The organism is Bacillus sp. SRI_025 (assembly GCF_057592095.1).
In genome coordinates, this window is sequence record NZ_JBYEGB010000002.1 from 89505 (window position 1) to 115890 (window position 26386).

Genomic DNA, 26386 nt, shown 5'->3' on the forward strand with positions numbered 1-26386 from the left:
AGGGAATTTTGAAGAATGAATGTTTTTTATAATGCAGAAGGTGTAGGCGACACACTCCTTATTTCATTGAAAGATGTGACGAGAGAAGAAGTAGGACATGAGACGTTTGGAGATGTTGTACGAATCTTCAATCAAGAAACAAAAGAAACAACAGGCTTTAATATCTTCAATGCATCTACTTACATGAAAATTGAAGAAAACGGATCTGTCCCGCTTTCTGAAACCATTGTTCAAGATATCAATGAAATTTTAAACCGCAACGGTGTCAGTGAAACGTTGACTGTGGATCTATCACCAAAATTTGTTGTCGGCTATGTAAAGGAAAAAGAAAAGCATCCGAATGCAGATAAATTAAACATTTGCCAAGTTGATGTGGGCGATGAAACCTTACAAATCGTGTGCGGTGCACCAAACGTTGACCAAGGCCAATATGTCGTGGTGGCGAAAGTCGGCGCAGTAATGCCAAGCGGTATGGTCATCAAAGATGCTGAGCTAAGAGGGGTTCCATCAAGCGGCATGATTTGTTCAGCAAAAGAGTTAGATCTTCCAGACGCACCTGCTGAAAAAGGGATACTTGTTTTAGATGATAGCCATCAAGCTGGCGAACCCTTTAAAGCTTAACCTCCCATAAACGGGCACATAGGAGCGAAGAATGTGTTATACCAAAAGTCACTAAGTACGTACTTAGTGACTTTTTTTCATCTACAGACAGCATGAACAGCATAAACCGGCACTTTTCTCGCTTTTCTGCATGAAAAAGCAATGGTATACTAAAAATCGCCCAAGAAAACGTAAGGGGAGTTAAAGTGAGTGATAAATGATGAGTTGGTTAGATAAATTTTTTAGTGTATTTTTAGGAGAAGAAAAGAAAGAAGAAAAAGCTGTAAGACCTGAAGAAGATCTAGCTGCACCAAAGCAGCCAGCTTTTGAACAGCATAAAGAATATAAAAAAATCGAAGATACGAAAGTGTATTATGAATATCCAAAAGGCAACTTTCGGTTTCCGCTCGTTCCAGATGAACCTCTGCGTGACGGAGTGAAGCCGGAGAGAAAACACGCCAAACCAAGACAGTCAAAGACTAGACAGACAACCTATCAGCCTAAACAAACGCTTCAGCCTGATATGAATAAAAAGCCATTCAAGCCAGAGCAAATTCCATCACCGATCTATGGCTATCATCAGGATATGCGTCCAAAAAAGGCAGAAGCAAAAGAAGAAGCAGGATCAGTTCAAAGGAAAGCAGCAGAAGAAACGGCGCAGCGTGTCACACTGTTATCAGAAGAGGCAGAGCGTGAACGGAATGTCAGGCAGCAAATGAACATCCCATCTATTCAGAAAGAAAAACGTATCGAGGAAATGGTTTCAGCATCAGCAAAAGAGAGAGCGGATAAGGAGCCAGAAGTAACCCCGCATACATTGGAAGAGGAACTCGCTTATCAAGATCATGTTCAATCGACGATGGAACGTTTAACTGACGAGCCTTTCCAGCTAGAAGAAAACGAGCCAGAAGATTATCATGAAGCTGATTTACATAAGCAGCAAGCCGAAGTCTATCAGGATCAGGTGGTACAGTCCGAGCCGGAACAGGCTGCCACCAGCGATGAAGAAGAAATAAAAGACGAGCCTGTTAATCAGTTTGAAGATCATACTGTGGAAATAGACATGTTGACCTTCGAAACACCGGAACCTTCGCAGCCAGCGATTGAAATGGAAGCAGACATTCTAGCAGAAGAAGAAGCGGCGTTAACAGAAAATATGTCAGCAGAACCAGTGGAAGAAGTAGAAGCTGATCAAATAGAAGACAAACAAGAAGAAGCGCCCGCGGCAGCATATGAAGAAGCTGAGCCAGTCCAACATGACCTGCAGGAAGATCAGCTGGTTCAAGAAGCTGAAATTGAAGAAGAACAAGTGATGCCAGTAGAACAAGTAACAGAGGAACAAACTGCATCTGAACCGGCAGAAACGGTCATAGAACAGACAGAGCAGCAAGAACAAACGCACGAAGTCAAGAAAGAAGAACCAAAACAGACATCTCCGCAGCCACCACGCGCAAGCGGTCAAACCTCTACGGTTCCGTTTAATGTCATGATGTTAAAAAGCGATCAGCGCGTGCAAGGGCAAAAGAAAGCAGCCGACACACAAGGGTATGTTTTTCCAAGTCTCGCCCTTTTAGACGTACCGCCAGCTCAAAAAGAAGAGGACGGGACATGGGTGAAAGAGCGGGCAGAGCTGCTTAATGCGACGCTTAAAAATTTCAATGTAAGAGCAAGTGTTGTTCATGTCACACAGGGCCCTTCTGTGACAAGGTTTGAAGTACATCCAGAACCAGGTGTCAAAGTGAACAAAATCACGAACCTGTCAGATGATATTAAACTTAGTTTGTCCGCAAAGGATATTCGAATTGAAGCACCGATTCCAGGGAAGAACACGATCGGGATCGAAGTGCCAAACCTGCACAGTAAAATGGTGTTCTTAAGAGAAATGATCAGAAGCAGTGCTTTTAGAGATAATCCATCTCCTTTAACAGCAGCACTTGGATTAGATATCTCAGGCCAGCCTGTCGTGGTTGATCTGCAAAAAATGCCGCACGGCTTAATTGCTGGAGCAACTGGTTCAGGAAAAAGTGTCTGCATTAATACGATTTTAGTGAGCTTAATGTTTAAAGCATCACCAGATGAAGTGAAAATGCTCTTAATTGACCCTAAAATGGTTGAATTAGCGCCGTATAACCACATTCCGCACCTTGTGAGTCCTGTCATTACCGATGCCAAGACAGCAACAGCTGCTCTGAAATGGGTAGTGGATGAAATGGAAAGACGTTATGAACTATTTGCACACTCTGGCGTGAGAGAAATTAAACGATTCAATGAGCTTGTAAAAGAAAAACAAATGGGTGAAAAACTACCTTATCTCGTCGTGGTGATCGATGAGCTGGCCGATTTAATGATGGTCGCACCAAATGAAGTCGAAGAAAGCATCTGCCGAATTGCACAAAAAGCAAGAGCATGCGGCATTCACTTATTGATTGCGACACAAAGACCTTCTGTTGATGTCATCACAGGTCTCATTAAAGCCAATATCCCAACAAGAATTGCGTTTTCTGTTTCAAGTCAGGTTGATTCAAGAACGATCATTGACATGGCAGGTGCAGAAAAGCTTCTTGGAAAAGGAGACATGCTCTTCTTAGAAAATGGCTCCGGCAAGCCGACAAGGCTGCAAGGGAACTTTGTATCAGATCGTGAGATTGATCAAGTGGTGGCACATGTGAGAAAGCAGCGCAAGCCAGTGTTCCTCTTTGAACAGGAGGAACTAATGCTTCAAGGCTCTGCGATTACAGACGAAGATGAATTGTTTATGGATGCCTGTCGTTTTGCCATCGAGCAGAATAGCGCTAGTACATCAAGTTTGCAGCGAAGATTTAGAATTGGCTACAATCGTGCAGCTAGACTGATTGACATGATGGAGCGTGAGGGCATGATTTCTGGTGCAAAAGGCAGTAAGCCAAGAGAAGTGCTCATGACGCTGAGTGACTTAGAACAGTTGATCTAAACAAACCACTTCATTTTTTTTATAAACATGGTATGATAGCACATAGGTGCAATTTTGTAATTGGACGCTTTTCGCATGTCTGCCAGAACGCTTTTTTATGTAAAATAAGCGGAAACAGGTGTTAGAAATGGGAAAGTTGTCGGATACTAATCATAGTTAATATTGATTAGAATAGGAAGATCGGAAAAAAATCTTTATTTGGAGCTGCGATCTGTGATCAGCTAGAGGCAAAAATCACAAGTTGCAAATTGAAATGAGCGTCATATACTGTAAGTCAGATAGACGTTTGTTGGAGGTACAATTATGACTGTTTATCATTTTGTTGGAATAAAAGGGACAGGTATGAGTCCACTGGCCCAAATTCTTCATGATACTGGGTATACTGTCCAAGGATCGGATATCGAAAAACATATCTTTACACAAAAAGCATTAGAAGAACGAAATATTAAAATTCTACCATTTGACCCAGATAATATTCAGCCAGGGATGACGGTCATCGCAGGAAATGCATTCCCTGATACACACCCTGAGATTGAACGTGCCCTTTCTGAAGGGATTCCTGTCATTCGTTACCATAAATTCCTTGGAGAATACATGGATTCATTCACAAACGTTGCGATTACTGGTGCTCATGGCAAAACATCGACAACAGGACTGCTTGCTCACGTCATGCAGGCAGCAAAACCTACTTCGTACTTAATCGGTGATGGATCTGGAATGGGGAAAGAAAACAGCGAGTATTTTGTCTTTGAAGCATGCGAATACCGCAGACACTTCCTCAGCTATCATCCAGATTATGCGATCATGACCAATATTGATTTTGATCACCCTGATTATTTCTCAGATATTGATGACGTATTTGATGCGTTTCAAAACATGGCGCTTCAAGTGAAAAAAGCGATTATTGCTTGCGGTGATGATGAGCACTTGCCAAAAATTCAAGCGAAGGTACCTGTTGTGTACTACGGTTTCAACGAAGAAAATGATTTCCAAGCTCGCAATGTTGTGAAAAATACGGAAGGCACTACATTTGATGTATTTGTACGCAATACGTTTTATGATACCTTCTACATTCCTGCCTATGGAAATCATAATGTCCTCAACTCGTTAGCTGTTATCGCATTATGTCACTATGAATCCATTGATGTAGAGCTTATCAAAGGCGCATTAAAGACATTTGGCGGTGTGAAACGACGCTTTAATGAAAAAGTGGTCGGTGAGCAGGTCTTAATTGATGATTATGCACATCATCCAACTGAAATTGAAGTCACAATTGAAGCAGCTCGCCAAAAATATCCGGACCGTGATATTGTGGCTGTCTTCCAGCCGCATACCTTCACACGTACACAGCAATTCTTAAGTGAATTTGCTGATAGTCTAAAGAAAGCCGACTATGTCTACCTTTGTGATATTTTCGGTTCAGCCCGCGAAAACATTGGGAAGCTGAGCATTGAAGATTTAAGAGAAAAAATCCCGCAGGCCCAATTGATTGAGGAAGAAGATACATCTGTGCTGAAAGCGCACGAAGATGCGATTCTGATCTTTATGGGAGCAGGAGACATTCAAAAATATTTGCGCGCTTATGAAAAAGTCGCTGTATAAATGCTTAAAAAAGTGCCGTTTCACGCGGCACTTTTTTTATTTTGAATAAAATGTGACAAAAGAGCTAAATGTGTCAACATGTGCCGCTTTTTTTCGTTCGCTGTGGACAGGAATTAGCGAATAAGTGTAGAATTATTATTCAATCGGTCATTCTAGGCGATGTTTGAATGATACAACGAGAGGGTAATGAATTGAATATGCCCGCAGCAAAGGAGGTATCAGATGATTATTATTCTATATCTAAGCGTTGCACTGATCGCAATTGCTTTCCTCATTCTTGTCATCTATTTGTCCAAAACATTAAAATCCTTACAGCTGACATTAAAGAATGTTGCATCAACTTTAGAAGGTCTTGAAGGTCAGATGCAAGGCATCACCACAGAGACAGCACAGTTGCTACATAAGACAAACAAGCTTGCTGAAGATATTCAAGACAAATCGGCAAAACTTAACACAGTTGTGGATGCGGTGCAGGGAATTGGTGGCTCGATCAACCAATTTAATACAAGCATAAAGCAGGCAGCTGGTGCGGTTTCTTCATCCGTTGAAAGAAATCAAGAAAAAGTGACGGATGTGGTAAGCTGGAGTAACGCAGCACTTGAAATTTATAAGAAATGGAAACAACGTAAACACCAAAAATAAACCATATTCGCATAGGAGGAATAATCATGAGCAAAGACGGAATCAATAGCAAAGACTTTTTGATCGGAACACTTATTGGTGGAATTGTTGGTGCAACAACAGCATTATTTTTAGCACCGAAGTCAGGGAAAGAGCTTCGCGATGATTTGAACACCCAAGCGAATGTTTTAAAAGAAAAAACAGATCGACTCGCAACAGATGCAAAAGAAAGAGGCACTGAATATGTGACGATTGCGAAAGATAAAACGTCTGAATTGTCTCAGCTTGTAGCAGAGCAGTCAAATCAGATTTTAGACAAAGTGAAAGACATAAAAGACCGTGCAGCTGGTAAAGCTAATCATGTGAAAAGTGAAGCAGAAGATGCGGCAGCTGATTTAGCAAGCGAAGCATCAGATGTAGCTGATGAAGCAAAAGTACGAGCACAAGAAGCAAAATCAGAAATTGAAGACGGCATCAAAGATATCAAAGAAAAAGTAGAACAATCTACTAAAGGCTAACCCTCACAGCTCGAAGTGAAGAAGGAGAACATCATGTCAAAACAACTCATTGAAACAGAAGAACAGTTTGATCAACTAACGAATCAAGATGGGACGTTTGTCTTTTTTAAACACAGTTTGACATGTCCGATCAGCCAAGCGGCTTTTCATGAGTTTGAAGCATTTGCGTCTGCACACGAAGACGTGCCAACGTATTTCTTGCAAATTCAAAATACGAGAGAGCTTTCATCCTACGTGGCTGAAAAATCGGGTGTAAAGCACGAAAGTCCTCAAGCACTCGTCTTTAGTGGTGGAAAAGTGAAGTGGCATGCATCCCACTCAAGCATTACAAAAGAAGCGCTTGAACATAATCTGTAAAAGAAAGAAACGTCAGCAGCGGCTGACGTTTTTTTTATAAAAAAAGGTTTACTTGAACGAAAAGTATGCTATAATCTTACATACAATACTTTACCGCTTAAAAGCGTTTGGGTAATAAAGAAAATTTTCGTGACAATTCCGAAATCTTTGTTTATAATAAACCCTATCATGCAAGAATGAAAAAATAAAAAGCGAGAACAGGCAGAGGAAAGGATGACAAAAATGAGCAACAATGAACTAGAAAAATTGAGGCAGCAAGCAGATGAACTAAATCTTCAAATCTTAAAACTGATCAATGAAAGAGGAAACATTGTAAAAGAAATTGGAAAAGCGAAAGAAGCGCAAGGTGTCAACCGTTATGATCCTGTCAGAGAGCGCACAATGCTGAACCAAATTCTTGAAGAAAATGATGGACCATTTGAAAACTCAACCATTCAGCATATTTTCAAAGAGATTTTCAAAGCAGGTCTAGAGCTTCAAGAAGATGACCATAGCAAAGCACTTCTTGTTTCTCGTAAGAAAAAACCAGAAAACACAATCGTGAACATCAATGGGGAAGCGATCGGTGATGGAAAGCAGCGCTTCATCGTTGGACCATGTGCTGTTGAAAGCTACGAGCAAGTTGCAGAAGTAGCTGCAGCAGCGAAACAACAAGGGTTAAAACTACTACGCGGAGGCGCATTTAAACCTCGTACAAGTCCATACGATTTCCAAGGACTTGGTGTAGATGGTCTTAAGATTCTAAAGCGTGTAGCGGATGAATACGGTCTTGCTGTCATTAGTGAAATTGTTAATCCTGCTCATATTGAAGAAGCGATTGAGCATATTGATGTCATCCAAATTGGGGCACGTAACATGCAAAACTTCGAACTGTTAAAAGAAGCCGGTTCCGTGAAGAAACCAGTTCTTTTAAAACGCGGTCTTGCAGCGACTATTTCAGAATTCATCAATGCAGCTGAATACATCATCGCCCAAGGAAATGATCAAATTATCCTTTGCGAGCGTGGTATCCGCACATACGAAACAGCAACAAGAAATACGCTAGATATCTCAGCAGTGCCAATCTTGAAACAAGAGACACATTTACCAGTCTTCGTTGATGTGACGCATTCAACTGGACGTAGAGATCTTCTCCTTCCAACAGCAAAAGCAGCTCTTGCGATTGGAGCAGACGGTGTTATGGCAGAAGTACATCCAGATCCATCTGTTGCTCTATCTGATTCAGCGCAGCAAATGGACATTCCACAATTCGAAAAATGGTTAGATGCGTTAAGACCACTTGTCAACATTCACGCATAATCATAGATAAAAATAGCCGCCGGAAACTGCCCGGCGGTTTTTTTATGGAATAAATACGATGAAGTTTGGGAATGAAAGGAAGAAAGCACATTGCAAGTTCAAAAAGAGCTTGTTCACAATGTTTTCATTTTTAAAAATCGATAGAATCTGTTAAGATCATTGTCATAGCTGGCGTTCTCGATGGTTTTTTATGAAATATGATTCAAATTACAGGTAACAAGCTGTTTAAAGTTTGTTTAATTTAGTTATAAAAAGAAAGGGAACGTTTTCATATGACAAAAAAACGTGTATAATTTCATAAAAGAATGTCATTTTGATGTAGATTGAAAAATTATGTGTCTCTTTTCATCGTTTTAATGACAAATAGGATATTATTTTCCTCGTATCTGACATGTCTCTATCCAATTGGTGAATGCTATAGATATGAAGTGTATTTGAAGGAGTGATTTATGTGAATAATGTTACAATATATGATGTAGCAAGAGAAGCAAATGTAAGTATGGCAACGGTATCACGCGTAGTAAATGGTAATCCAAACGTAAAACCAACAACAAGAAAAAAGGTGCTTGAAGCGATTGATCGCCTTGGCTATCGTCCGAATGCAGTGGCACGAGGCCTAGCAAGTAAAAAAACAACGACAGTTGGGGTCATCATCCCTGATATTTCTAGTATCTTCTATTCGGAATTAGCACGCGGTATTGAAGATATCGCCACGATGTATAAATACAACATCATTTTGAGCAACTCAGATCAAAATACTGATAAAGAGCTTCATTTGTTAAATACGATGCTCGGTAAACAAGTAGACGGAATTGTCTTTATGGGCGGAAACATCACAGACGTGCATGTGGAAGAATTTAAGCGCTCTCCTGTTCCGATTGTGCTTGCAGCATCTGTGGAAGAGCAAGCTCAAACACCATCTGTCAACATCAATTATGAGCAGGCCATTTATGATTCAGTTCAGCTGTTAGTTGAAAAAGGACATAAACGAATTGCGTTTGTTTCTGGTCCAATGTCAGAACCAATTAATTCCGTGAGAAAACTTGCAGGTTATAAGCGTGCGCTTGAAGAAGCGGGCATCGCGTTTGACGATGCACTCGTCGCTGAAGGCGATTACTCTTATGATTCTGGAATTGAAGCACTTGCTCATCTGCTTGAGCAGTCTGACAAGCCGACAGCTGTTATCGCAGCTACAGATGAAATGGCGCTAGGTGTCATTCATGGAGCACAAGACAGAGGGGTATCCATTCCTGAAGATTTAGAAGTGATTGGCTTCGATAACACAAGACTTTCTCTCATGGTGCGTCCTCAGCTGACAACAGTTGTTCAGCCGACATATGATATTGGTGCTGTTGCCATGAGACTGCTCACAAAGCTGATGAACAAAGAACAAGTGGACGATCAAATTGTTGAGCTTCCGCACAGAATTGAAGAAAGACAATCAACAAAATAAAACAAAAAAAGCAGGCTTACCTTATGACGGAAAGCCTGCTTTTCTTATGCCTTTTTCTTTTCTCTTCTAACAGGCATGAGTGCTTTTTCTACTGTTTGAGCATTCTTTTCTGTGATTTCTGCTTTTCTTGGGATCGGTGGATATAAATCGTCAGGGTCTCTCCACGTAGGTGGAAGGGTAACAGGCGATTGCTTATTCCAGGCTTGAATCCAATCCCGAGGGAGTTCATCTGGCGGTGTAATGCCTTTCATCTCAAGCCAAATACGGCTCCACGCTCTTGGAACGACGCGCCAAATATCATATCCCCCTCCGCCAACAGCGATCCATTTGCCGTCACAATATTGATGCGCAAGTTCATGGGCAAGTCTAGGAATTTCCTCATATATTTTCATAGTGGCAGATAAATGAGTTAACGGATCATAGTAGTGTGCATCAGCTCCGTTTTGCGTCAAAATCACATCTGGTTTAAAAAAAGCAGCAATCTCAGTCACTGCTGTTCGGTATGCTTCGAGGAACGATTCATCTTCCGTAAATGCATCTAGCGGAATATTATAGGCGTAGCCATAGCCTTTATCGTGGCCTCTTTCCTGTACTTGTCCCGTTCCAGGGAACAAGTAGCGTCCTGTTTCATGAATGGAGACTGTACATACCTCTGGGTCGTCATAGAAGCTGAACTGGACACCATCGCCGTGATGAGCATCCGTATCAATATATAAAATTCTAGCGCCATACGTCTTTTGAATATATTGAATCGCCACAGAGCTGTCATTATAAATACAAAAGCCAGATGCACGCCCTTTGAACCCGTGGTGAAGCCCGCCGCCAAGATTGAGTGCATGCTGAGAATGACCGAGCATCACTTGATCAACTGCTGTTAACGTTCCGCCAACAAGGAGAGATGCCGCCTCATGCATGCCTGCGAACATCGGTGTATCCTCTGTGCCAAGACCGTAGCGTTCCCCCTCTGCTGTAGACAGCTTTCCTTCACTTGCCCGCTGCACGGCCTGGATATAATCTGCTGTATGGACGAGCTTTAATTCCTCCAGAGTAGCCATACGCGGTGCGACAATTTCATCCTCTGTTAACGCCTTCATTTTTTGAAGAAGATCATAAGTTAAGTAGACACGAAGCTGATTGAAGGGATGATCTTGGTTAAATTGGTACGTTTGAAAAGATGGTGAAAAAACAAAGGTCGCTTCCTTCATTTGATCGTCTGCTCCATAGGCCAGAGCACCTTATAGCCTTTTGCGCGAATCAGCTTCGTCACATGATCTGCATGAATGGTTTGAAGGCGGAATACGAGCACTTTAGAAGCCTCATTGGCATGAGGATACACAAGCACACTCAGCAATTGAATATGCTGCTCCTTTAAAATGGCTGTAATGTCTGCGAGGCCTTCAGTCATCTGCTCCACTTCAACCTCTAAGTGCGATCCAGGCTGATCTGCACCTGTCAGTCTTACAAACGTACGAAGCAGATCTGTTTTTGTGATAATGCCTACAAGTTTGCCACGTCTCACCACCGGAAGACAGCCAATTCCGTGCTCAAAAAAGACACTTGATATCTCCTCAACGAAATCAAGCGGGTGAGCAGTGATCGTCTCTAATACCATGATCTCTTCGACTGGCCGCTGAATAAAGAGCTTTCTTTTCTCTGTCTCAAAAATACTTGGACTGGCATTTTTAATATCCCGATCTGTCACCATCCCAATGACAGATCCTTGATCAGATACGATCGGAATATGCCGGATGTGGTGTGCACTCATTTTTTGAATGGCTTCTTCAATCGTATCGGTTTTTCGCAGCGTGATCACATCACGCTCCATAATTTGTTCAATCATCATTGTTTACCAATCCCCTTTGCCAAAAAAACGAATTGAACGTTAATACATAAAGCGCTGATGGAAGCGAAGACGATCGAAACGCTCGATCGAATCAGGACTCACATGTTTCCCAATTCTGGCCATTAAACAATTGGCTGGATGTGAGCTAATCTCTGGCTCGTCTGTTGCAAACCAGACAAGACCGCCTGCGTTCATCATTTTCTCCATCATTTTGCGGTACTCCCAAACGTTTTTCTTTGTCCCCTTTAAATCCCAATGCCAGTAATATTCAGTTGTAATGATGATGTAATTCTCCATTTGCTCATCCATCATGCTCACATCAAGCAAATGCTTGCCAAGTGAGCATCCTCTAAATGGAGGAGCGACCTCAATTGCGCCAAGCTCAATTAAATTGTCCATTTTGCCCTCTGACCAGCGCTCAAGTGGATCAGGATACAAATACGTGACATAGCCTACGACAAGCTCATTCACTCTTGCAATGATAATACGTCCCTCTGGAAGATCTGCTATTTCAACAAGTGCTTGTTTCTGTTCCTCAGGCGTGCGAAATGCCGTTAGTCCTTCATGAAACGCATAGTTCGCAAGCTCTGATGCAGGTACCGGTCCTTCAATCAGGATGGAACCTGTTTCTCGCTCAATGGTTTTTGAATAATAAGTTTTAGGATGCTCCACGTATCCACCGCCCCTAATTCTAGTGAGTCGTCTCTATTCTATCTTAAATCTTGTAAGAATTAAAACGGTTTCATCAGAAGTTTTTTAAAAATTGAGAAAAAAAGTCATCTATACTATAATGGTCATTGTAAACGTATGCAAAGGGGGACTGTTTGATGAAATTGGAAACGCTACCATCAGTAAAAGGGGATTATCATTTAAATGATTATGAGCAGGCATACAAAGATTTTTCATGGGAGGAAGCTAGAAAAAACTTCTCCTGGTATGAAACAGGAAAAATAAATGCAGCCTATGAAGCGATTGACAGACATGCGGACTCGTTTCGTCAGAACAAGGTGGCGCTTCACTACAAAGATTCAGAGCGGGATGAAAAGTATACGTTCAGGGATATGAAAATCAACACAAACAAAGCGGGAAATCTATTCAAAGAAAAGGCACATGTGGAAAAAGGGGATCGCGTGTTTATCTTTATGCCAAGATCACCTGAGCTCTATTTTCTTTTGCTAGGCGCAGTGAAAATTGGGGCGATCGTTGGCCCGTTATTTGAGGCATTTATGGAAGGTGCCGTCAAAGACCGTTTAGAAAATAGTGAAGCAAAGGTGATCGTGACAACACCCGATCTACTTGAACGAATTCCATTTGCAGAGCTTCCAAAGCTTGAATCTGTCATCATTGTCGGCGGTGAAAATGAAGACGTCAATGGCGTTCGGACAATTCACTATGAAGAGGCCTTTGAGGAGGCAGCTAAGGAGCTTGAAATTGAATGGATGGATGAAAAAGACGGCTTCCTGCTTCATTACACATCAGGATCTACTGGTACGCCAAAGGGTGTGCTTCATGTCCATGGTGCAATGGTGCAGCAAGGCCAGACTGGTAAATGGGTGCTTGACTTGAAAGAAGATGACGTTTACTGGTGTACAGCTGATCCAGGCTGGGTTACAGGCACAGTGTACGGTATTTTTTCACCGTGGTTTAATGGGGCGACGAATGTGATTTTAGGCGGCCGGTTTAATCCTGATACGTGGTATGAAACCATTGAATCACTCGGTGTAACCGTTTGGTACAGTGCCCCGACAGCCTTTAGAATGCTCATGGGGGCAGGGGATGACCTCATTCAAAAATATGACCTCAGCTCGCTCCGTCATGTGCTAAGTGTGGGAGAGCCTCTTAATCCAGAAGTCATCCGCTGGGGAGATGCTGTTTTTGGCAAGCGAATTCACGACACTTGGTGGATGACAGAAACGGGTGCACAGCTGATTTGTAATTATCCATGCATGGACATCAAGCCGGGCTCGATGGGAAAACCAATTCCAGGCGTAGAAGCGGCGATTGTTGATAATGCAGGAAATGAACTTCCGCCATACCGGATGGGCAACCTTGCGATTAAAAAAGGCTGGCCTTCTATGATGCATACGATCTGGAACAATCCTGAAAAATATGAATCTTACTTTATGCCGGGAGATTGGTATGTTTCAGGAGATTCAGCTTATATGGACGAAGACGGATACTTTTGGTTCCAGGGACGTGTCGATGACGTCATCATGACGTCAGGAGAGCGGGTCGGTCCATTTGAGGTAGAAAGTAAACTGGTCGAACATCCAGCCATTGCAGAGGCTGGTGTCATTGGAAAGCCAGATCCGGTCCGCGGTGAGATTATTAAAGCATTTATTGCGCTCAGAAGCGGATATGAGCCGACAGATGAGCTGAAAGAAGAGATTCGTACGTTTGTGAAAAAAGGACTCGCAGCACATGCGGCACCGCGAGAAATTGAATTTAAAGACAAACTGCCAAAAACGAGAAGCGGAAAAATTATGAGACGTGTGCTAAAGGCGTGGGAGCTGAATTTACCTGCTGGCGACCTTTCGACAATGGAAGATTAATTTTTTCATCAGTTGACTTGATATCAAAAGTGTGTTAAAAATGACATTAGTTGAATATGAAAAGGTTTTGACTGAGATTCAGTAGAATGATCTTTCCCTGTTTAAGAGAGCTGACGGCTGGTGCAAGTCAGTACAAAGAGATATTCGAATTACCCTCACGAACCGCTTTTACGAAAAGGAGCATGCCCTGATTAGTGAAAGAACGGATCTGTCCGTTATCAGTGTAAGTGAAAAGACAAGATTTTTTGTCTTTTAAGCAGGGTGGTACCGCGATATATATCGTCCCTTCGTTCATTCGAAGGGGCGTTTTTTATGTTTCATTTTAAACAAAGGAGATTTGGATATGAGTCAATTGATGGAAGAGCTATCGTTTAGAGGATTAATTCAGCAGCAAACAGATGAAGAAGGTTTAACAAAATTATTAGCAGAAGAGAAAATCAAGCTATACTCCGGCTTTGATCCGACAGCTGACAGCTTACACATTGGTCATCTATTGCCAATTTTAACATTACGCAGATTCCAAGAAGCAGGTCATCACCCGATTGCTCTTGTTGGCGGTGCGACTGGACTCATTGGCGATCCTAGTTTCAAAAAAGCAGAACGTTCACTCAACCCAGCAGAAATCGTCGAACAGTGGTCAGATAAAATCAAAGGACAGCTGTCTCAATTTCTTGATTTTGAAGCAGGCGAGAACCCAGCCGTCATCGTGAATAACTACGACTGGATCAGCCAAATGAATGTTATCACGTTCCTTCGTGATATTGGAAAGAACTTCGGTGTAAACTTTATGCTGGCAAAAGATATCGTGAGCTCACGTATCGAAACAGGGATTTCTTACACAGAATTCAGCTACGTCATCCTGCAGTCTTTAGACTTCTTAAACCTTTACAGAAATGAAAATTGTAAGCTGCAAATCGGCGGAAGTGACCAGTGGGGAAATATCACATCTGGACTTGAGCTGATCCGTAAGTCTGAAGCAGAAGGAGCAAAAGCATTCGGTCTGACGATGCCGCTTGTCACAAAAGCAGACGGCACAAAGTTTGGTAAAACAGAAGGCGGCGCTATCTGGTTAGATAAAGAAAAAACGTCTCCATATGAGTTCTACCAATTCTGGATCAACACAGATGACCGTGATGTCGTGAAATACTTAAAATACTTTACGTTCTTATCAAAAGAAGAGATCGCATCGTACGAAGAAAAAGTGCAAACAGCACCTGAAAAGCGTGAAGCGCAGCGCCGTCTAGCAGAGGAAGTGACAACACTTGTACATGGCCGTGAGTCACTAGAACAGGCAGTCAACATCTCAAATGCACTATTTAAAGGCGAGATCAAATCTCTTACAGCTGAAGAAGTGAAAGTAGGCTTTAAGGATGTTCCATCAATGGAGAAAAGCAGTACAGAAGAATTAACACTAGTTGATATTCTTGTGGAATCAAAGCTGTCTCCATCAAAGCGTCAAGCACGTGAAGATATCACAAATGGTGCTGTCTCCATCAACGGAGAGAGACAAACAGATAAAGACTATGTGCTCTCAGCTGACGACCGAATTGAAAACCAATTTACCGTTTTAAGAAGAGGGAAAAAGAAATACTTCCTTGTGACGTATAAATAAATCTTTATGAAACAGTAAACATCATGGAAAAGCACCTCAAATGTTCGTGTACATTGAGGTGCTTTTCTTTTTTTTGTAGAAGTAGCTCATTCGTCTGCTTCTTGTTCAAGGAGTGAATCTTTGTTTGTATAAGCATGTTCTACCTTACAAATTCGGGTAGTATAGGATTCATACCAATCCTTTTTCCCCTTTTTTTGAACACGCTGATGTGCTGTATGTGCTTTCCATTCTTTGATGGCTGCTAATGAATCCCAGTAAGATACAGTGATCCCAACACCACGTTCATCTCGTACACTTTCTATTCCAAGAAACCCATCTAGACCTTTCGCTAATTCTTCCATTTTTTGAGCAGCCGCAGCGTATTCTTTCTGCTCAACATTTGTTCGTTTTGATGTGAAAATCACGGCATAGTAGGGTGGAGCAGGGGTTTGCGTAAATAGCATCTAGTAGAACCTCCTTTTTCTATTGATATTATATATGAAAGAAAGAAGGTCTCGTAGTCTTTTTGTTTGAATTTAAAAAAGTCCAAGGTGCTTTTTGATTATTTATATTTCTGTAAAATCATCTCATAAACATTACCTTGTTCACTTTTCTGACATATTTTTCTTTTATAAAATAGAGTCGTATAAGATGAATAAGGGGGAATGAAAGTGATTTTTGTTAAGAAAAGGAGTTTGCAAATTCTCGTTGCACTTGCATTGGTGATTGGTTCAATGGCTTTTATCCAGCCGAAAGAGGTGAAGGCGGCTGAGCATAATCCGGTTGTGATGGTACATGGTATTGGTGGTGCCTCTTATAACTTTTATTCTATTAAAAGTTACTTGGTTGGACAAGGCTGGGATCGAAATCAATTATATGCTATCGATTTCATAGACAAAACAGGAAATAACCGCAACAATGGTCCGCGTCTATCCAGATTCGTCCAAGATGTGTTAGACAAAACGGGTGCCAAAAAAGTAGATATTGTGGCTCATAGTATGGGCGGGGCGAACACATTATACTATATTAAGAATCTTGATGGCGGAGATAAAATTGAAAACGTTGTCACGATTGGTGGAGCAAATGGACTCGTTTCAAACAGAGCATTACCTGGCACAGATCCAAATCAAAAAATTCTTTACACATCTGTCTATAGTTCAGCCGATCTCATCGTCGTCAACAGCCTCTCTCGTTTAATTGGCGCAAAAAACGTCCTGATTCACGGCGTTGGACATATCGGTCTATTAACCTCAAGCCAAGTCAAAGGCTATATTAAAGAAGGACTGAACGGCGGAGGACAGAATACGAATTAAAAAACGAAAAAAGACAGCGGTATATGCTGTCTTTTTTAATGTCAATTGGCATATGGCAGCTGTTAGATGAAAGAGATCTTGAAAAGGGAAGTATAACGATGACACAAAACAGATAAAGCATCGTATATAACCGAATAAAAACATGTACAAAACGTTCGCCATTCCGTACACTACATGTAGTGAATAAGAATCTTCGGAGGTGGGCGTTTGTGAAAACGAATCAAAAGGCTTTCGTCATTGTAGATGTACAAAAAGCGTTTGAGCATGAAAAATGGGGAGAACGCAATAACCTAGAGGCAGAGGGAAATATCAGCAGGCTATTGACGTTTTGGCGAGAGAAAGGCTGGAAAGTGATTCATATTCAGCATACATCCGACAATCCGGAATCTGTCTTTCATCCAGCAAATGAAGGGCACCTTTTTAAAGATATTGCTAAACCGCTAGAGGAAGAAACGGTGATACAAAAGAAAGTCAACAGCAGCTTTATAGGTACAAGCCTAGAAGAACAACTAAGATCAAACCAGATTGACACGGTCGTCATCGCAGGATTAACAACTCCTCATTGCGTATCAACAACGACAAGAATGAGCGGAAATCTTGGTTTTGATACGTACCTGATCTCAGATGCAACAGCTGCCTTTGGATTAACAGATCAAAATGGTACATATTTTGACCCAGAAACGATCCACCGGCTCTCACTTGCAACCTTGCATGATGAATTTGCGACTGTCATGACAACAGAGCAGCTCATCGCAAAATGGACAAGTCAAGAATGAACGATTGGAAGCTCCTAGAAAGAAATCTAGGAGCTTTTTTCATGCTAATGATATGTGTCCAGCGATTGTTTTCGTTGTTTCTTACGTGAGTAAAAGAGATCAATCTCAATAAATAAAAAACTGACAAAGAATGATAAAATTAATACGCCGGAATCCCCTATCGATACATTCATTAAATTTAAGTAAAGGACATACTTGATAGAGAGATGTAAAACGATCCAAGAACTCACCCATTCCAAAGTATAAGTGAGCCATACAGGAAGTTTAAGGAGATAAGCCAGTCCTTTTCCTATGAATAGAAGGACAGGTGACCAAAAAACGACGATAACACTCACGAACAAAGAGAAAGAGATTAAAGAAAAAAATGAATCATACGTGATGGTTTCTCCAAAAAGAAAATTCACGCCTAAAACGGTGATGTATAGCAATACACTAGGAATCGCGATCACAAAGCAGATAGAAAAAAAGAGCAGGAAGATAAACAGACTTGCAGCAAATCTATTTGGCGGTTCATTGATAATCTGTTTTTTTCTTAAAAGAGAATAGGCAATCACTGATAAGATTAAAAGTAAGAATAGAATGATTGTGATACTAAACATGGATCTCCTCCATCTAAGTACTATAGAAAACCATACGACTGATACGTCATCTATCATTATTGTACCAATAGAAAAAAGGCAATTCAATGAATTGTTTCCTATATTTGTATATATGATTGAAGTAAGAATGGAGCAGGCAGCCGGGGAAAATAAGTGTTGAAAATGGAAGATGACTTCAAATGATTTCATGTATAATTGAGAACATACAAAAAACCCTAGAAAACCTTGAAAAATCAAGGGATCTAGGGTTTGTTTGCTCTCTCTTAGAGAAGTAATGAAATTAACGAGAGTAGAACTCAACGATTAGTTGTTCGCTGATTTCAGGCGCTAATTCAGAACGCTCTGGAAGACGAGTGAAAGTTCCTTCAAGCTTTTCAGCATCGAAAGAAAGGTATTCAGGAACGAAGTTGTTTACTTCAACTGATTCTTTCACTACTGCAAGGTTTTGAGATTTCTCACGAAGAGCAATCGTTTGACCTGGTTTCACAGAGAAAGATGGGATGTCTACACGGCTTCCATCAACAAGGATGTGACCATGGTTTACTAGCTGACGAGCTTGGCGGCGAGTACGAGCAAGGCCAAGACGGTATACTAGGTTGTCAAGGCGAGTTTCAAGAAGGATCATGAAGTTTTCACCTTGTTTACCAGGAAGTTTAGCAGCTCTGTCATATAGTGTACGGAATTGACGTTCGTTGACACCGTACATGTGACGAAGCTTTTGCTTCTCTTGTAATTGTAAACCGTATTCAGATAGTTTTTTGCGTTGTCCTGGACCATGTGGGCCTGGAGCGTAAGGGCGTTTTTCAAGTTCCTTACCTGTTCCGCTTAATGAAATGCCTAAACGGCGGGAAATCTTCCAACTTGGACCTGTATAGCGAGCCATAATGTGACTCCTCCTTATTGTTTTTATTTGTGAAAAATAAAAACCGTCTGTTCTTCCTCTTCTTCGTCATTATGTTTTCATGCATCCTCGCTCCAGCAGCAGGGAGTTACAAGATGCACCTTCATATAGAAGGAACAAAATGATACAAAAAAGCCGAACAAAAAGGCTGCCATATTTCACACAAACTCTATTATATGACGCTGGGTATGAGAAGTCAACCTATTTAGAGGCAAAGGTGACGTTCCCCATTATATAAAGAAACATAAAAAAGCAGACAATGTGCCTGCTTTTTCTGCAAGATTACGCATCCGTAGAGACAGATAACGCCTGTTGGAGAATGTCTGTAAATTGAATAAGGTAGGTCTCATCTACTTCACTGAAGCGGTCTTTCACAGGACTGTCAATATCGAGCACCCCAATGATCTGTCCATTGACTTTTAGCGGAATGACTATTTCAGATTGCGATGCGGCATCACACGCAATATGTCCAGGGAATGCATGGACATCAGCGATACGCTGCACTTCACCTGTCGCAAACGCTGTACCGCAAACGCCTTTTCCAGAAGGGATGCGCACACATGCAGGCAGTCCGTTAAATGGTCCAAGCACAAGCTCGCCGCCCTTTGCTAAATAAAACCCTGCCCAATTAACTTCAGGAAGTGAGTGATAGAGTAATGCAGCTGCATTTGCCAAGTTGGCAATCAGATCAGGTTCACCATCTGTAATGGCTTCTACCTGTTTGACAAGCAATTGATAGTCTTTTGAAGGATCGCCAGACTGTTTTTCGACATGAAACATGAAAATCTCCTACTTTCTATCTTAAAAATACATAACTTGCGTTTCGCATGTGGGATTTGTCGAGCAATTGTAAAAGGAACTTCTGCCTTCATCTTGAAGTATGTACACATGAAGAGGGGTGAGCGGATGAAAACATCAACAACCGTGCAAACAAAAGACCGTATTATGGATGCTGCCATCAGACTTTTTAACCAAAAAGGATTTTCTGGAACCTCTGTCCGTGAGATTGCGAAGGAAGCAAATGTCAACGTTGCCCACATTTCTTATTACTTTCAAGGAAAAGGAGGGCTGCTTGAGCAGCTCGTATCCGATTTTTATGAAGGTTACATTCATATGATTGAATCACATCTCCATCACATGGAAACCCGTCACGCAAAAGAATGCTTGCTACATGTGGTTTTTGATATTTTATCTTATCAGCACAAGCACCGTCAATTAACCCGTTTCGTTTATCGGGAGGTGACGATTGATTCGACACTCATCAGAGAAATCATGTCGACATATTTAACAAAAGAAAAGTATTTGTTTCAGCTCATCATTGAAAAAGGAAAAAGCACCCATGTTATTTGTGAGCAGCTTTCACTCGCATCCTTTATGATTCAGCTGAAATCACTTCTCATGATGCCATATTTACAGCCGCAATATTTAACAGAGGTGCTTTATTTGAACCCAAGTGAGCCGTATTTCTATCAAATGTACTTTAAGGAGCTGAGCCGCTCGCTTCATCATCTGTTAGAACCAAAAGAGCCCGCATTAGATTCTCATCTGAACCTCATGATGTCCTCGAATTGATCATACGCATATCCGAGATCTTCCGCTTGATGGGCATCAGAGCCGAATATGAGCGGAATTTTTTTCTTTTTGGCAAGGTCAATCATCCATGGATCTAAATAGATACTTCTGGCATATGTTTTACGAAGACCTGATGTATTAAAATCTAAGGACATGCCTTTTTTTGCCGTTTCTTCAAGGCAAAGGGTGACCTTTTGACAAAGTTCAGGTGACATTTCATATGGAAAAAGCTGTTTGAATTTCTGGACAAGGGTGATATGACCGATTCTCTTTGGCTTATATTGGCCTAAAGATGATAGAATAGAAGAATGAATTTGGTCATAGTAGCTTTGGTAGACCTGTTTGATGCTGCCATAGATGCTTATTAGCTGCTGGAAGGCATGCTCGTCAAAATCAAGGCAAATATAATCATCGCCAGCAGGAAGAAAGTGTACAGATAAAATGGCGTCGTCTAGCTCTGGACCGTAGCAGTCTAAAAAGGTTCTAGTTTCCTCTTCATACTCTTTGATAAAGTCAACCTCAAGCCCAGTTTTTACTATTAATTGTCCTTTGTATTCTTGTTTCAGCTGAGCCAGTTTCGTGATGTACGCTTCAAGGTCTTGGAGCTTCATGGCACTATCCTGCTCAGGTGTTGGATCTTGAAACGATGGAGGCAGCGGGGCATGCTCGGTAAAGGTTATGGAATCAAATCCCTTTTTGATGGCTTTTTCAATATAAGAATGAAAAGAATCAAGCGAACCGTGCGGGCAAAACGGTGTATGTAGATGTGCATCTTGTTTCAGCATGTCGTCACCTCTTGTCGATATTTTGAAAAACGTGATGTTTATCAGCGAAAATAATGAAAAATCATGACCAAAAATGCTGGTTACATGGTATCATAATAACAATGAAAACGACAGCTTCCGCATACATAAAAGCAGGTCACATTGATACGTGTGATCAAATGATAGAAAGCGCACAAATACTTTCTTGAAAAAACATACATAAAACCGTGAATGGATGGTATTGGAAAACATACGATCCTGCTTATAAAAACAAATGCAAAGCGGACACGAAAGGGTTCTCAGGTCTACTCGGGACACTTTTACCCTGACATCACTTAGATCACAACAAGGGGGCTCATTATGGAGTTTATCATCGGTTTAATTGTCATTTTGCTTGCTTTGTTTTCAGTCGGTTATTTCCTGCGAAAAAATATATATAAAGAGATTGACCGATTGGAAGCATGGAAAATTGAAATTTTAAACAGATCAATTGTAGAAGAAATTTCAAAAATCAAACATTTAAAAATGACCGGAGAAACAGAGCAATTTTTTGAAAGATGGCGTGCAGAGTGGGACGATATCGTCACAGCCCATCTTCCAAAGGTTGAGGAGCTATTATATGATGCAGAAGAGTATTCTGATAAATATCGATTCTCCAAAGCCAAGCAGGTTCTTACGCACATTGAGGACTTGCTGAGTGCTGCTGATTCGAACATTGAAGACATCTTAAAAGAGATTGCAGACCTTGTCACAAGCGAGGAGCAAAATCGCAAGGACATTGAAAAGGTCAAAGAACAATATCAAACAGTTCGAAAAAATCTGCTTGCGTACAGCCATTTATACGGCACCCTTTATGACAAAATGGAGCAGGACTTAGATGAGGCCTGGGAAGGGATCAAGCAGTATGAGGAAGAGACAGAAAACGGAAACTACATGAAAGCAAGAAAGATTTTGCTTGAGCAAGACCGCAGACTCGATCAGCTTCAGCTGTATATCAATGATGTACCGAAGCTCATTGCAGACTGCAAACAAACCGTACCAGGCCAGCTGACGAAGCTGAAAGACGGTTATAAAGAAATGACAGACAAAGGCTACAAGCTCGAGCACATCCAGATCACTAAAGAGCTTGAGAACTTAAACAAACAGCTGACCCGTGCGGAAAAACTACTGATTGATGAACTCAATCTGGATGAAGCATCAAGCATTCTCCAAATGATTGATGATGCAATTCAGACGCTGTATGATCAGCTTGAAGCGGAAGTAGAAGCAGGGCAGGAAATCAAAAGCAAAATGCCTGAGCTGACGGAAGCATTTGAAAAACTCGAGCAGGATCACACGCAAACAAAGGCAGAAACAGCTCTTGTAAAAGAAAGCTACAAACTGACAGCCGGAGAGCTTGATCAACAGAAGGCGTTCGAAAAACGCTTAGAAGAAATTGAAAAGCTCATGAAACAAATTCGAGAGAAGCTTGATCGTGATCATGTCGCATATTCATTATTAATGGATGAAATCAATCAGCTCGAAACCTTTATCGATGATGCAAAAGCATTGCATGATACGTTTAAAGATCACCTTCAATCATTAAGAAAAGAAGAGCTGCAAGCGAGAGAAACACTGGCTGAGCTCAAAACGATGCTGACAGATACAGTGCGTCAGCTGCAAAAAAGCAATATTCCAGGTGTACCTGCTGACATGAAAGAGCAGGCTGAAAAAGCGCAGGAGATGATTCAGCAAGTGCACGAGCAGCTTGAGAACCTGCCGCTCAACATGCCAGCCGTGAATGAGCAATTAAAAGAAGCCTCTGACACAGTGAGACATGTTGTGGATGAGACGGAAGAAATGCTCACTAAAGTGGATCAAATTGAACGAATCATTCAATACGGTAATCGTTTTAGAAGCCAAAATCATATTCTTTCTGAACAATTAAAAGAGGCAGAGCGAAGATTTTATGCATACGATTATAACGGTTCATTTGATGTAGCAGCAGCAGCTGTTGAAAAAGCATCACCTGGAGCCGTTCAGAAGCTATTAGCTCAGCAGGAAAAAGAATATCAGCATCAATAAAAAAAGCTGAAGTCCATTGATAGGACTTCAGCTTTTTTGTATTATGACGCCTGTTTTTGGCGTTCTTCTGAAGTAGAAGAAGTGAAAAGTGAGATCAGGAATCCAATGGCGACTCCAAGTAACGCAGGGACAAGCCAGCCAATGCCAAGGTCATAAAAAGGCAATACTGTTTGGAAGAGGTCTTTTACTGGACCGATTGGAAGCTTTGCTGCTGCTAATCCGTCAAATAAGCTGACGCACCCTGTTAAAATTAACGAGAGGACATATACTGGTCTTCTATGTCCAAGCCATTTATCAGCAAGTGATAGAACGATGATCACAATTGCCAGAGGATAAATCGCTGTTAAGACTGGAACAGAGAAAGCAACGATATGAGCAAGTCCAAAGTTAGAAATGATGAAACTAAATAATGTAACAAGTGTCACGACCATTTTATAAGAAAGTTTAGGAATTAACTTTGAGAAATACTCTCCGCATGATGTAACAAGACCGATACTTGTTGTTAAACAAGCGACTGTAATGGCAGCTCCTAACACAATATTTCCTAGACTTCCGAAAAGGAACTGAGAAGACTGAGCTAAGATTTTGCTTCCATCTCCAACGAATCCAATGGCATGTGTACTAGAAGCACCTAGATACGCAAGTGATAGGTAAACGAAGGTTAATCCAGCAGCTGCAATCAAACCTGCTTTGATACAAGCAGAAGCCAGGGCCTTTTTACTTGTCACACCGCGTCCTTTAATCGCGTTGATGACAACAATTCCAAATACAATAGAAGCAAGAGCATCCATCGTTTTATAGCCCTCTAAAAATCCTTTGAAAAACGATCCGTTGCTATAAGATACATCTGGTGTACCAATCACGCCCATTGGCGTCAAAATGGCTTTGACAATGATAATAAAAATGATCGTAAATTTAATCGGTGTTAATATTTTCCCTACACGATCAACGATTTTCGTTGGATTTAAAGCAAGGTAATACGTAATACCGAAAAAGATGAGTGTAAATAAAAGAAGGGACAGCCAAGCTGGTACACTTGATAAAAATGGTAATGCCCCAATCTCATACGAAACTGTTCCTGTACGCGGAATAGCGAAAAGCGGCCCAATGGATAAATATAAAATGACGGTGAATGCTGTTCCAAACACTGGATGAGCCTTATCCGCAAGTCCTTTTGCATCACGTCCTGTTAAAGCGATCGCAATAATACCTAGTAGAGGTAAACCGACACCTGTTAATAAAAATCCGCCCATTGCTCTCCATACATTTGTTCCAGCATATTGCCCAAGCTCTGGTGGATAAATCATATTTCCGGCGCCGAAGAATAAAGCAAATAACATAAAACCTATAATAACCGTATCTTTCGTCGACAATGTTGCCTTCATTGAATATAAAGCCTCCAATATTATGTTGAAATATTCTGTTAATTAGTTGTTAAAACCGTTCTTCATTAACATTCACTAATTATAAAGGATGTACGCCTGATGTCAACATGTGTTTTCATACAAAAGTCATGAATTTTTCTATTTTAGTATATGAAGAACATAAAAAAACATCCCCTTCTCCTATGGAAAGGGATGTTTTTTGTTTTGATGCTTGATTAAGCAAGCTGTTTAGGTGGACTCGTGAATAAAGAAATAAGAAGTCCAATAATAGCTCCAAGAACGGCAGGGATTGCCCAGCCGATCCCAAGTTTATATAAAGGAACAACAGCTTCTAAAAATTCAGGTAATCCGCCAAGAGGGATTTTCGCTGCCACGAGCCCATCAATCACAGCAAAGACACCTGTGAAAAGGAGTGAAGCGATATAAATGATTCGTCTTCCATTGATCCATCGATCAATAAAAGATAAGAGAATGATCACGATGGCTAACGGATAAATCGCAACAAGCACTGGAACAGAGAGCGAAATAATTTGTGCCAGTCCCAGGTTTGCTACAAATGTACTGAATAAAGATACAACTAAAACAACTGTACGATAAGAAAAGCGTGGAAATAGCGTAGAAAAATATTCCCCGCAGGATGAAACAAGTCCAATACTTGTGGTCAAACAAGCAAATAAAATCGCAGCCCCTAACACAATATTTCCAGCAGAACCAAATAAAAAGTTTGCCGCAAGCGAAAGGAGTTTTCCCCCATCATTTGCTCCGACCATACCTGTAGCCTCAGGACTTGATGCTCCGACATAAGCGAGTGATATGTACACAAGAGCTAGTCCAGCAGCTGCGACAAGCCCCGCTTTAATACAGGCTGCTGCAATCGATTTACGTTCTGTAATACCACGCTCTTTCACAGCCGTGACAACGACAATTCCGAAAACGATTGAAGCAAGAGCATCCATCGTTTTGTAGCCTTCTAAAAAGCCGGTAAACAGCGGGCTTCCTTCATAGGTTGGATGTGGACTGCCAATTCCACCCATTGGTGTTGCGATTGCTTTGATCACAATTAAAGCAATGACAGCGAGTAAAATTGGTGTTAAAATTTTACCGATTCGGTCAACAAGCTTCGATGGATTTAAAGCAAGAGCATAGGTAATGCCGAAAAAAGCAATTGAAAACAAGAATAATGGAATCCATGATTCAGACTGCGCTTCAGACAGAAACGGCGCCAGCCCAATCTCATAAGAAACAGTCCCAGTACGAGGGATTGCAAAGAAAGGTCCAATGGATAAATATAAAATGACGGTGAAAATGGTACCGAATGTAGGATGAGCTTTATCAGCAAGCCCTTTTGCACCTGTTCCTGTCAAGGCAACGGCAATGATGCCTAGCAGCGGAAGTCCCACGCCTGTCAGTAAAAATCCACCGATCGCAAGCCATACGTTTTCACCTGCGTACTGTCCAAGTACAGGAGGGAATATCATATTGCCTGCGCCAAAAAAGAGTGCAAACAACATTAAGCCGATGGCTAATGTGTCTGTTTGACTTAACTTATTTTTCATAAGGTTATCCCCCTATTATTTTATTTTTCCGCCATGTTTAAATATTCTGTTAATTTAGGAAAAAATATGA

At 41.2% G+C, this 26386-nt stretch carries 24 protein-coding genes and 1 other annotated feature; of the genes, 14 read left to right on the plus strand and 10 right to left on the minus strand.

What is annotated here, in order from left to right:
• Positions 1-15 precede the first annotated feature (15 nt).
• From ytpR to ccpA, 8 genes are all read left to right on the plus strand, one after another.
• Positions 16-621, plus strand: a complete 606-nt coding sequence (gene ytpR, locus AC20OE_RS05315) for a YtpR family tRNA-binding protein (RefSeq protein WP_039180694.1) — start codon at positions 16-18, stop codon at positions 619-621.
• A 196-nt stretch (positions 622-817) separates the two neighbouring features.
• Positions 818-3550 (plus strand): DNA translocase FtsK, encoded by a 2733-nt coding sequence (locus AC20OE_RS05320; protein WP_281733695.1) that lies wholly within the window; start codon positions 818-820, stop codon positions 3548-3550.
• Positions 3551-3853: 303 nt separating this feature from the next.
• A complete protein-coding gene (murC, locus tag AC20OE_RS05325) occupies positions 3854-5152 on the plus strand; it encodes a UDP-N-acetylmuramate--L-alanine ligase (protein ID WP_039180691.1) in 1299 nt (432 codons plus the stop codon).
• 222 nt (positions 5153-5374) lie between these two features.
• The gene (locus AC20OE_RS05330) at positions 5375-5794 is read left to right on the plus strand and encodes a DUF948 domain-containing protein (RefSeq protein WP_039180688.1); all 420 of its coding nucleotides are present in this window, start codon (positions 5375-5377) and stop codon (positions 5792-5794) included.
• A gap of 26 nt (positions 5795-5820) precedes the next feature.
• Entirely contained in the window at positions 5821-6291 is a 471-nt protein-coding gene (locus AC20OE_RS05335; RefSeq protein WP_039180684.1) for a YtxH domain-containing protein, read from the plus strand.
• A gap of 33 nt (positions 6292-6324) precedes the next feature.
• Positions 6325-6648, plus strand: coding sequence for a bacillithiol system redox-active protein YtxJ (gene ytxJ / locus AC20OE_RS05340; RefSeq protein WP_039180682.1), 324 nt, complete (start codon positions 6325-6327; stop codon positions 6646-6648).
• A 222-nt stretch (positions 6649-6870) separates the two neighbouring features.
• Positions 6871-7947, plus strand: a complete 1077-nt coding sequence (locus AC20OE_RS05345) for a bifunctional 3-deoxy-7-phosphoheptulonate synthase/chorismate mutase (RefSeq protein WP_034279528.1) — start codon at positions 6871-6873, stop codon at positions 7945-7947.
• A gap of 451 nt (positions 7948-8398) precedes the next feature.
• Positions 8399-9400, plus strand: coding sequence for a catabolite control protein A (gene ccpA, locus AC20OE_RS05350; protein WP_024424851.1), 1002 nt, complete (start codon positions 8399-8401; stop codon positions 9398-9400).
• 44 nt (positions 9401-9444) lie between these two features.
• Here ccpA and AC20OE_RS05355 read toward each other — a convergent pair whose 3' ends face one another.
• Genes AC20OE_RS05355 through AC20OE_RS05365 form a run of 3 tightly spaced genes read right to left on the minus strand, consistent with a single transcriptional unit; the run spans position 9445 to position 11915 of the window.
• Entirely contained in the window at positions 9445-10605 is a 1161-nt protein-coding gene (locus AC20OE_RS05355; RefSeq protein WP_039180680.1) for an acetoin utilization protein AcuC, read from the minus strand.
• Positions 10602-11243 carry a CBS and ACT domain-containing protein gene (locus tag AC20OE_RS05360; protein ID WP_024424849.1) on the minus strand — a complete coding sequence of 214 codons (642 nt, stop codon included), beginning with the start codon at positions 11241-11243 and terminating at the stop codon, positions 10602-10604. The genes AC20OE_RS05355 and AC20OE_RS05360 overlap by 4 nt, the downstream gene beginning before the upstream one ends.
• Before the next feature lie 39 nt (positions 11244-11282).
• Positions 11283-11915 (minus strand): GNAT family N-acetyltransferase, encoded by a 633-nt coding sequence (locus AC20OE_RS05365; RefSeq protein WP_247544423.1) that lies wholly within the window; start codon positions 11913-11915, stop codon positions 11283-11285.
• Positions 11916-12070: 155 nt separating this feature from the next.
• Here AC20OE_RS05365 and acsA point away from each other — a divergent pair, with 155 nt between their 5' ends.
• Together acsA and tyrS are read left to right on the plus strand one after the other, a co-directional pair.
• On the plus strand, positions 12071-13795 hold the full coding sequence (gene acsA / locus AC20OE_RS05370; RefSeq protein WP_487268643.1) for an acetate--CoA ligase: 1725 nt from the start codon (positions 12071-12073) through the stop codon (positions 13793-13795).
• Positions 13796-13853: 58 nt separating this feature from the next.
• Positions 13854-14085, plus strand: a binding site (T-box leader).
• A gap of 53 nt (positions 14086-14138) precedes the next feature.
• Complete coding sequence (gene tyrS, locus AC20OE_RS05375) at positions 14139-15407, plus strand: tyrosine--tRNA ligase (protein ID WP_039180668.1); 1269 nt, start codon at positions 14139-14141, stop codon at positions 15405-15407.
• 86 nt (positions 15408-15493) lie between these two features.
• On the opposite strand, the gene AC20OE_RS05380 is transcribed toward tyrS, so the two are convergent.
• Positions 15494-15850, minus strand: coding sequence for an antibiotic biosynthesis monooxygenase family protein (locus tag AC20OE_RS05380; protein ID WP_144464250.1), 357 nt, complete (start codon positions 15848-15850; stop codon positions 15494-15496).
• 270 nt (positions 15851-16120) lie between these two features.
• On the opposite strand from AC20OE_RS05380, the gene AC20OE_RS05385 reads away from it, so the two are divergent.
• Both AC20OE_RS05385 and AC20OE_RS05390 read left to right on the plus strand, forming a co-directional pair.
• A complete protein-coding gene (locus AC20OE_RS05385; protein ID WP_371412188.1) occupies positions 16121-16699 on the plus strand; it encodes an esterase/lipase family protein in 579 nt (192 codons plus the stop codon).
• Between the two features lie 209 nt (positions 16700-16908).
• Entirely contained in the window at positions 16909-17475 is a 567-nt protein-coding gene (locus AC20OE_RS05390; protein ID WP_268464426.1) for a cysteine hydrolase family protein, read from the plus strand.
• Positions 17476-17519: 44 nt separating this feature from the next.
• Here the strand turns inward: AC20OE_RS05390 and AC20OE_RS05395 are convergent, their stop codons facing one another.
• From AC20OE_RS05395 to AC20OE_RS05405, 3 genes are all read right to left on the minus strand, one after another.
• A complete protein-coding gene (locus AC20OE_RS05395; protein ID WP_144516122.1) occupies positions 17520-18074 on the minus strand; it encodes a hypothetical protein in 555 nt (184 codons plus the stop codon).
• Between the two features lie 280 nt (positions 18075-18354).
• Complete coding sequence (gene rpsD, locus AC20OE_RS05400) at positions 18355-18957, minus strand: 30S ribosomal protein S4 (RefSeq protein ID WP_039180654.1); 603 nt, start codon at positions 18955-18957, stop codon at positions 18355-18357.
• Positions 18958-19257: 300 nt separating this feature from the next.
• On the minus strand, positions 19258-19755 hold the full coding sequence (locus tag AC20OE_RS05405) for a GAF domain-containing protein (protein WP_024424837.1): 498 nt from the start codon (positions 19753-19755) through the stop codon (positions 19258-19260).
• A 126-nt stretch (positions 19756-19881) separates the two neighbouring features.
• On the opposite strand from AC20OE_RS05405, the gene refZ reads away from it, so the two are divergent.
• Positions 19882-20547, plus strand: coding sequence for a forespore capture DNA-binding protein RefZ (gene refZ, locus AC20OE_RS05410; protein ID WP_034624245.1), 666 nt, complete (start codon positions 19882-19884; stop codon positions 20545-20547).
• Here the strand turns inward: refZ and hisJ are convergent.
• Positions 20517-21332, minus strand: a complete 816-nt coding sequence (gene hisJ / locus AC20OE_RS05415) for a histidinol-phosphatase HisJ (protein ID WP_487268648.1) — start codon at positions 21330-21332, stop codon at positions 20517-20519. The two genes, refZ and hisJ, sit on opposite strands and share 31 nt — an antisense overlap.
• A 339-nt stretch (positions 21333-21671) precedes the next feature.
• Here hisJ and ezrA point away from each other — a divergent pair, with 339 nt between their 5' ends.
• Entirely contained in the window at positions 21672-23375 is a 1704-nt protein-coding gene (gene ezrA / locus AC20OE_RS05420) for a septation ring formation regulator EzrA (protein WP_268464424.1), read from the plus strand.
• A gap of 41 nt (positions 23376-23416) precedes the next feature.
• Here ezrA and brnQ (AC20OE_RS05425) read toward each other — a convergent pair whose 3' ends face one another.
• Both brnQ (AC20OE_RS05425) and brnQ (AC20OE_RS05430) read right to left on the minus strand, forming a co-directional pair.
• A complete protein-coding gene (brnQ, locus tag AC20OE_RS05425; protein ID WP_487268650.1) occupies positions 23417-24760 on the minus strand; it encodes a branched-chain amino acid transport system II carrier protein in 1344 nt (447 codons plus the stop codon).
• Between the two features lie 215 nt (positions 24761-24975).
• The gene (gene brnQ, locus AC20OE_RS05430) at positions 24976-26316 is read right to left on the minus strand and encodes a branched-chain amino acid transport system II carrier protein (protein WP_039180644.1); all 1341 of its coding nucleotides are present in this window, start codon (positions 26314-26316) and stop codon (positions 24976-24978) included.
• Between the last annotated feature and the right edge of the window lie 70 nt (positions 26317-26386).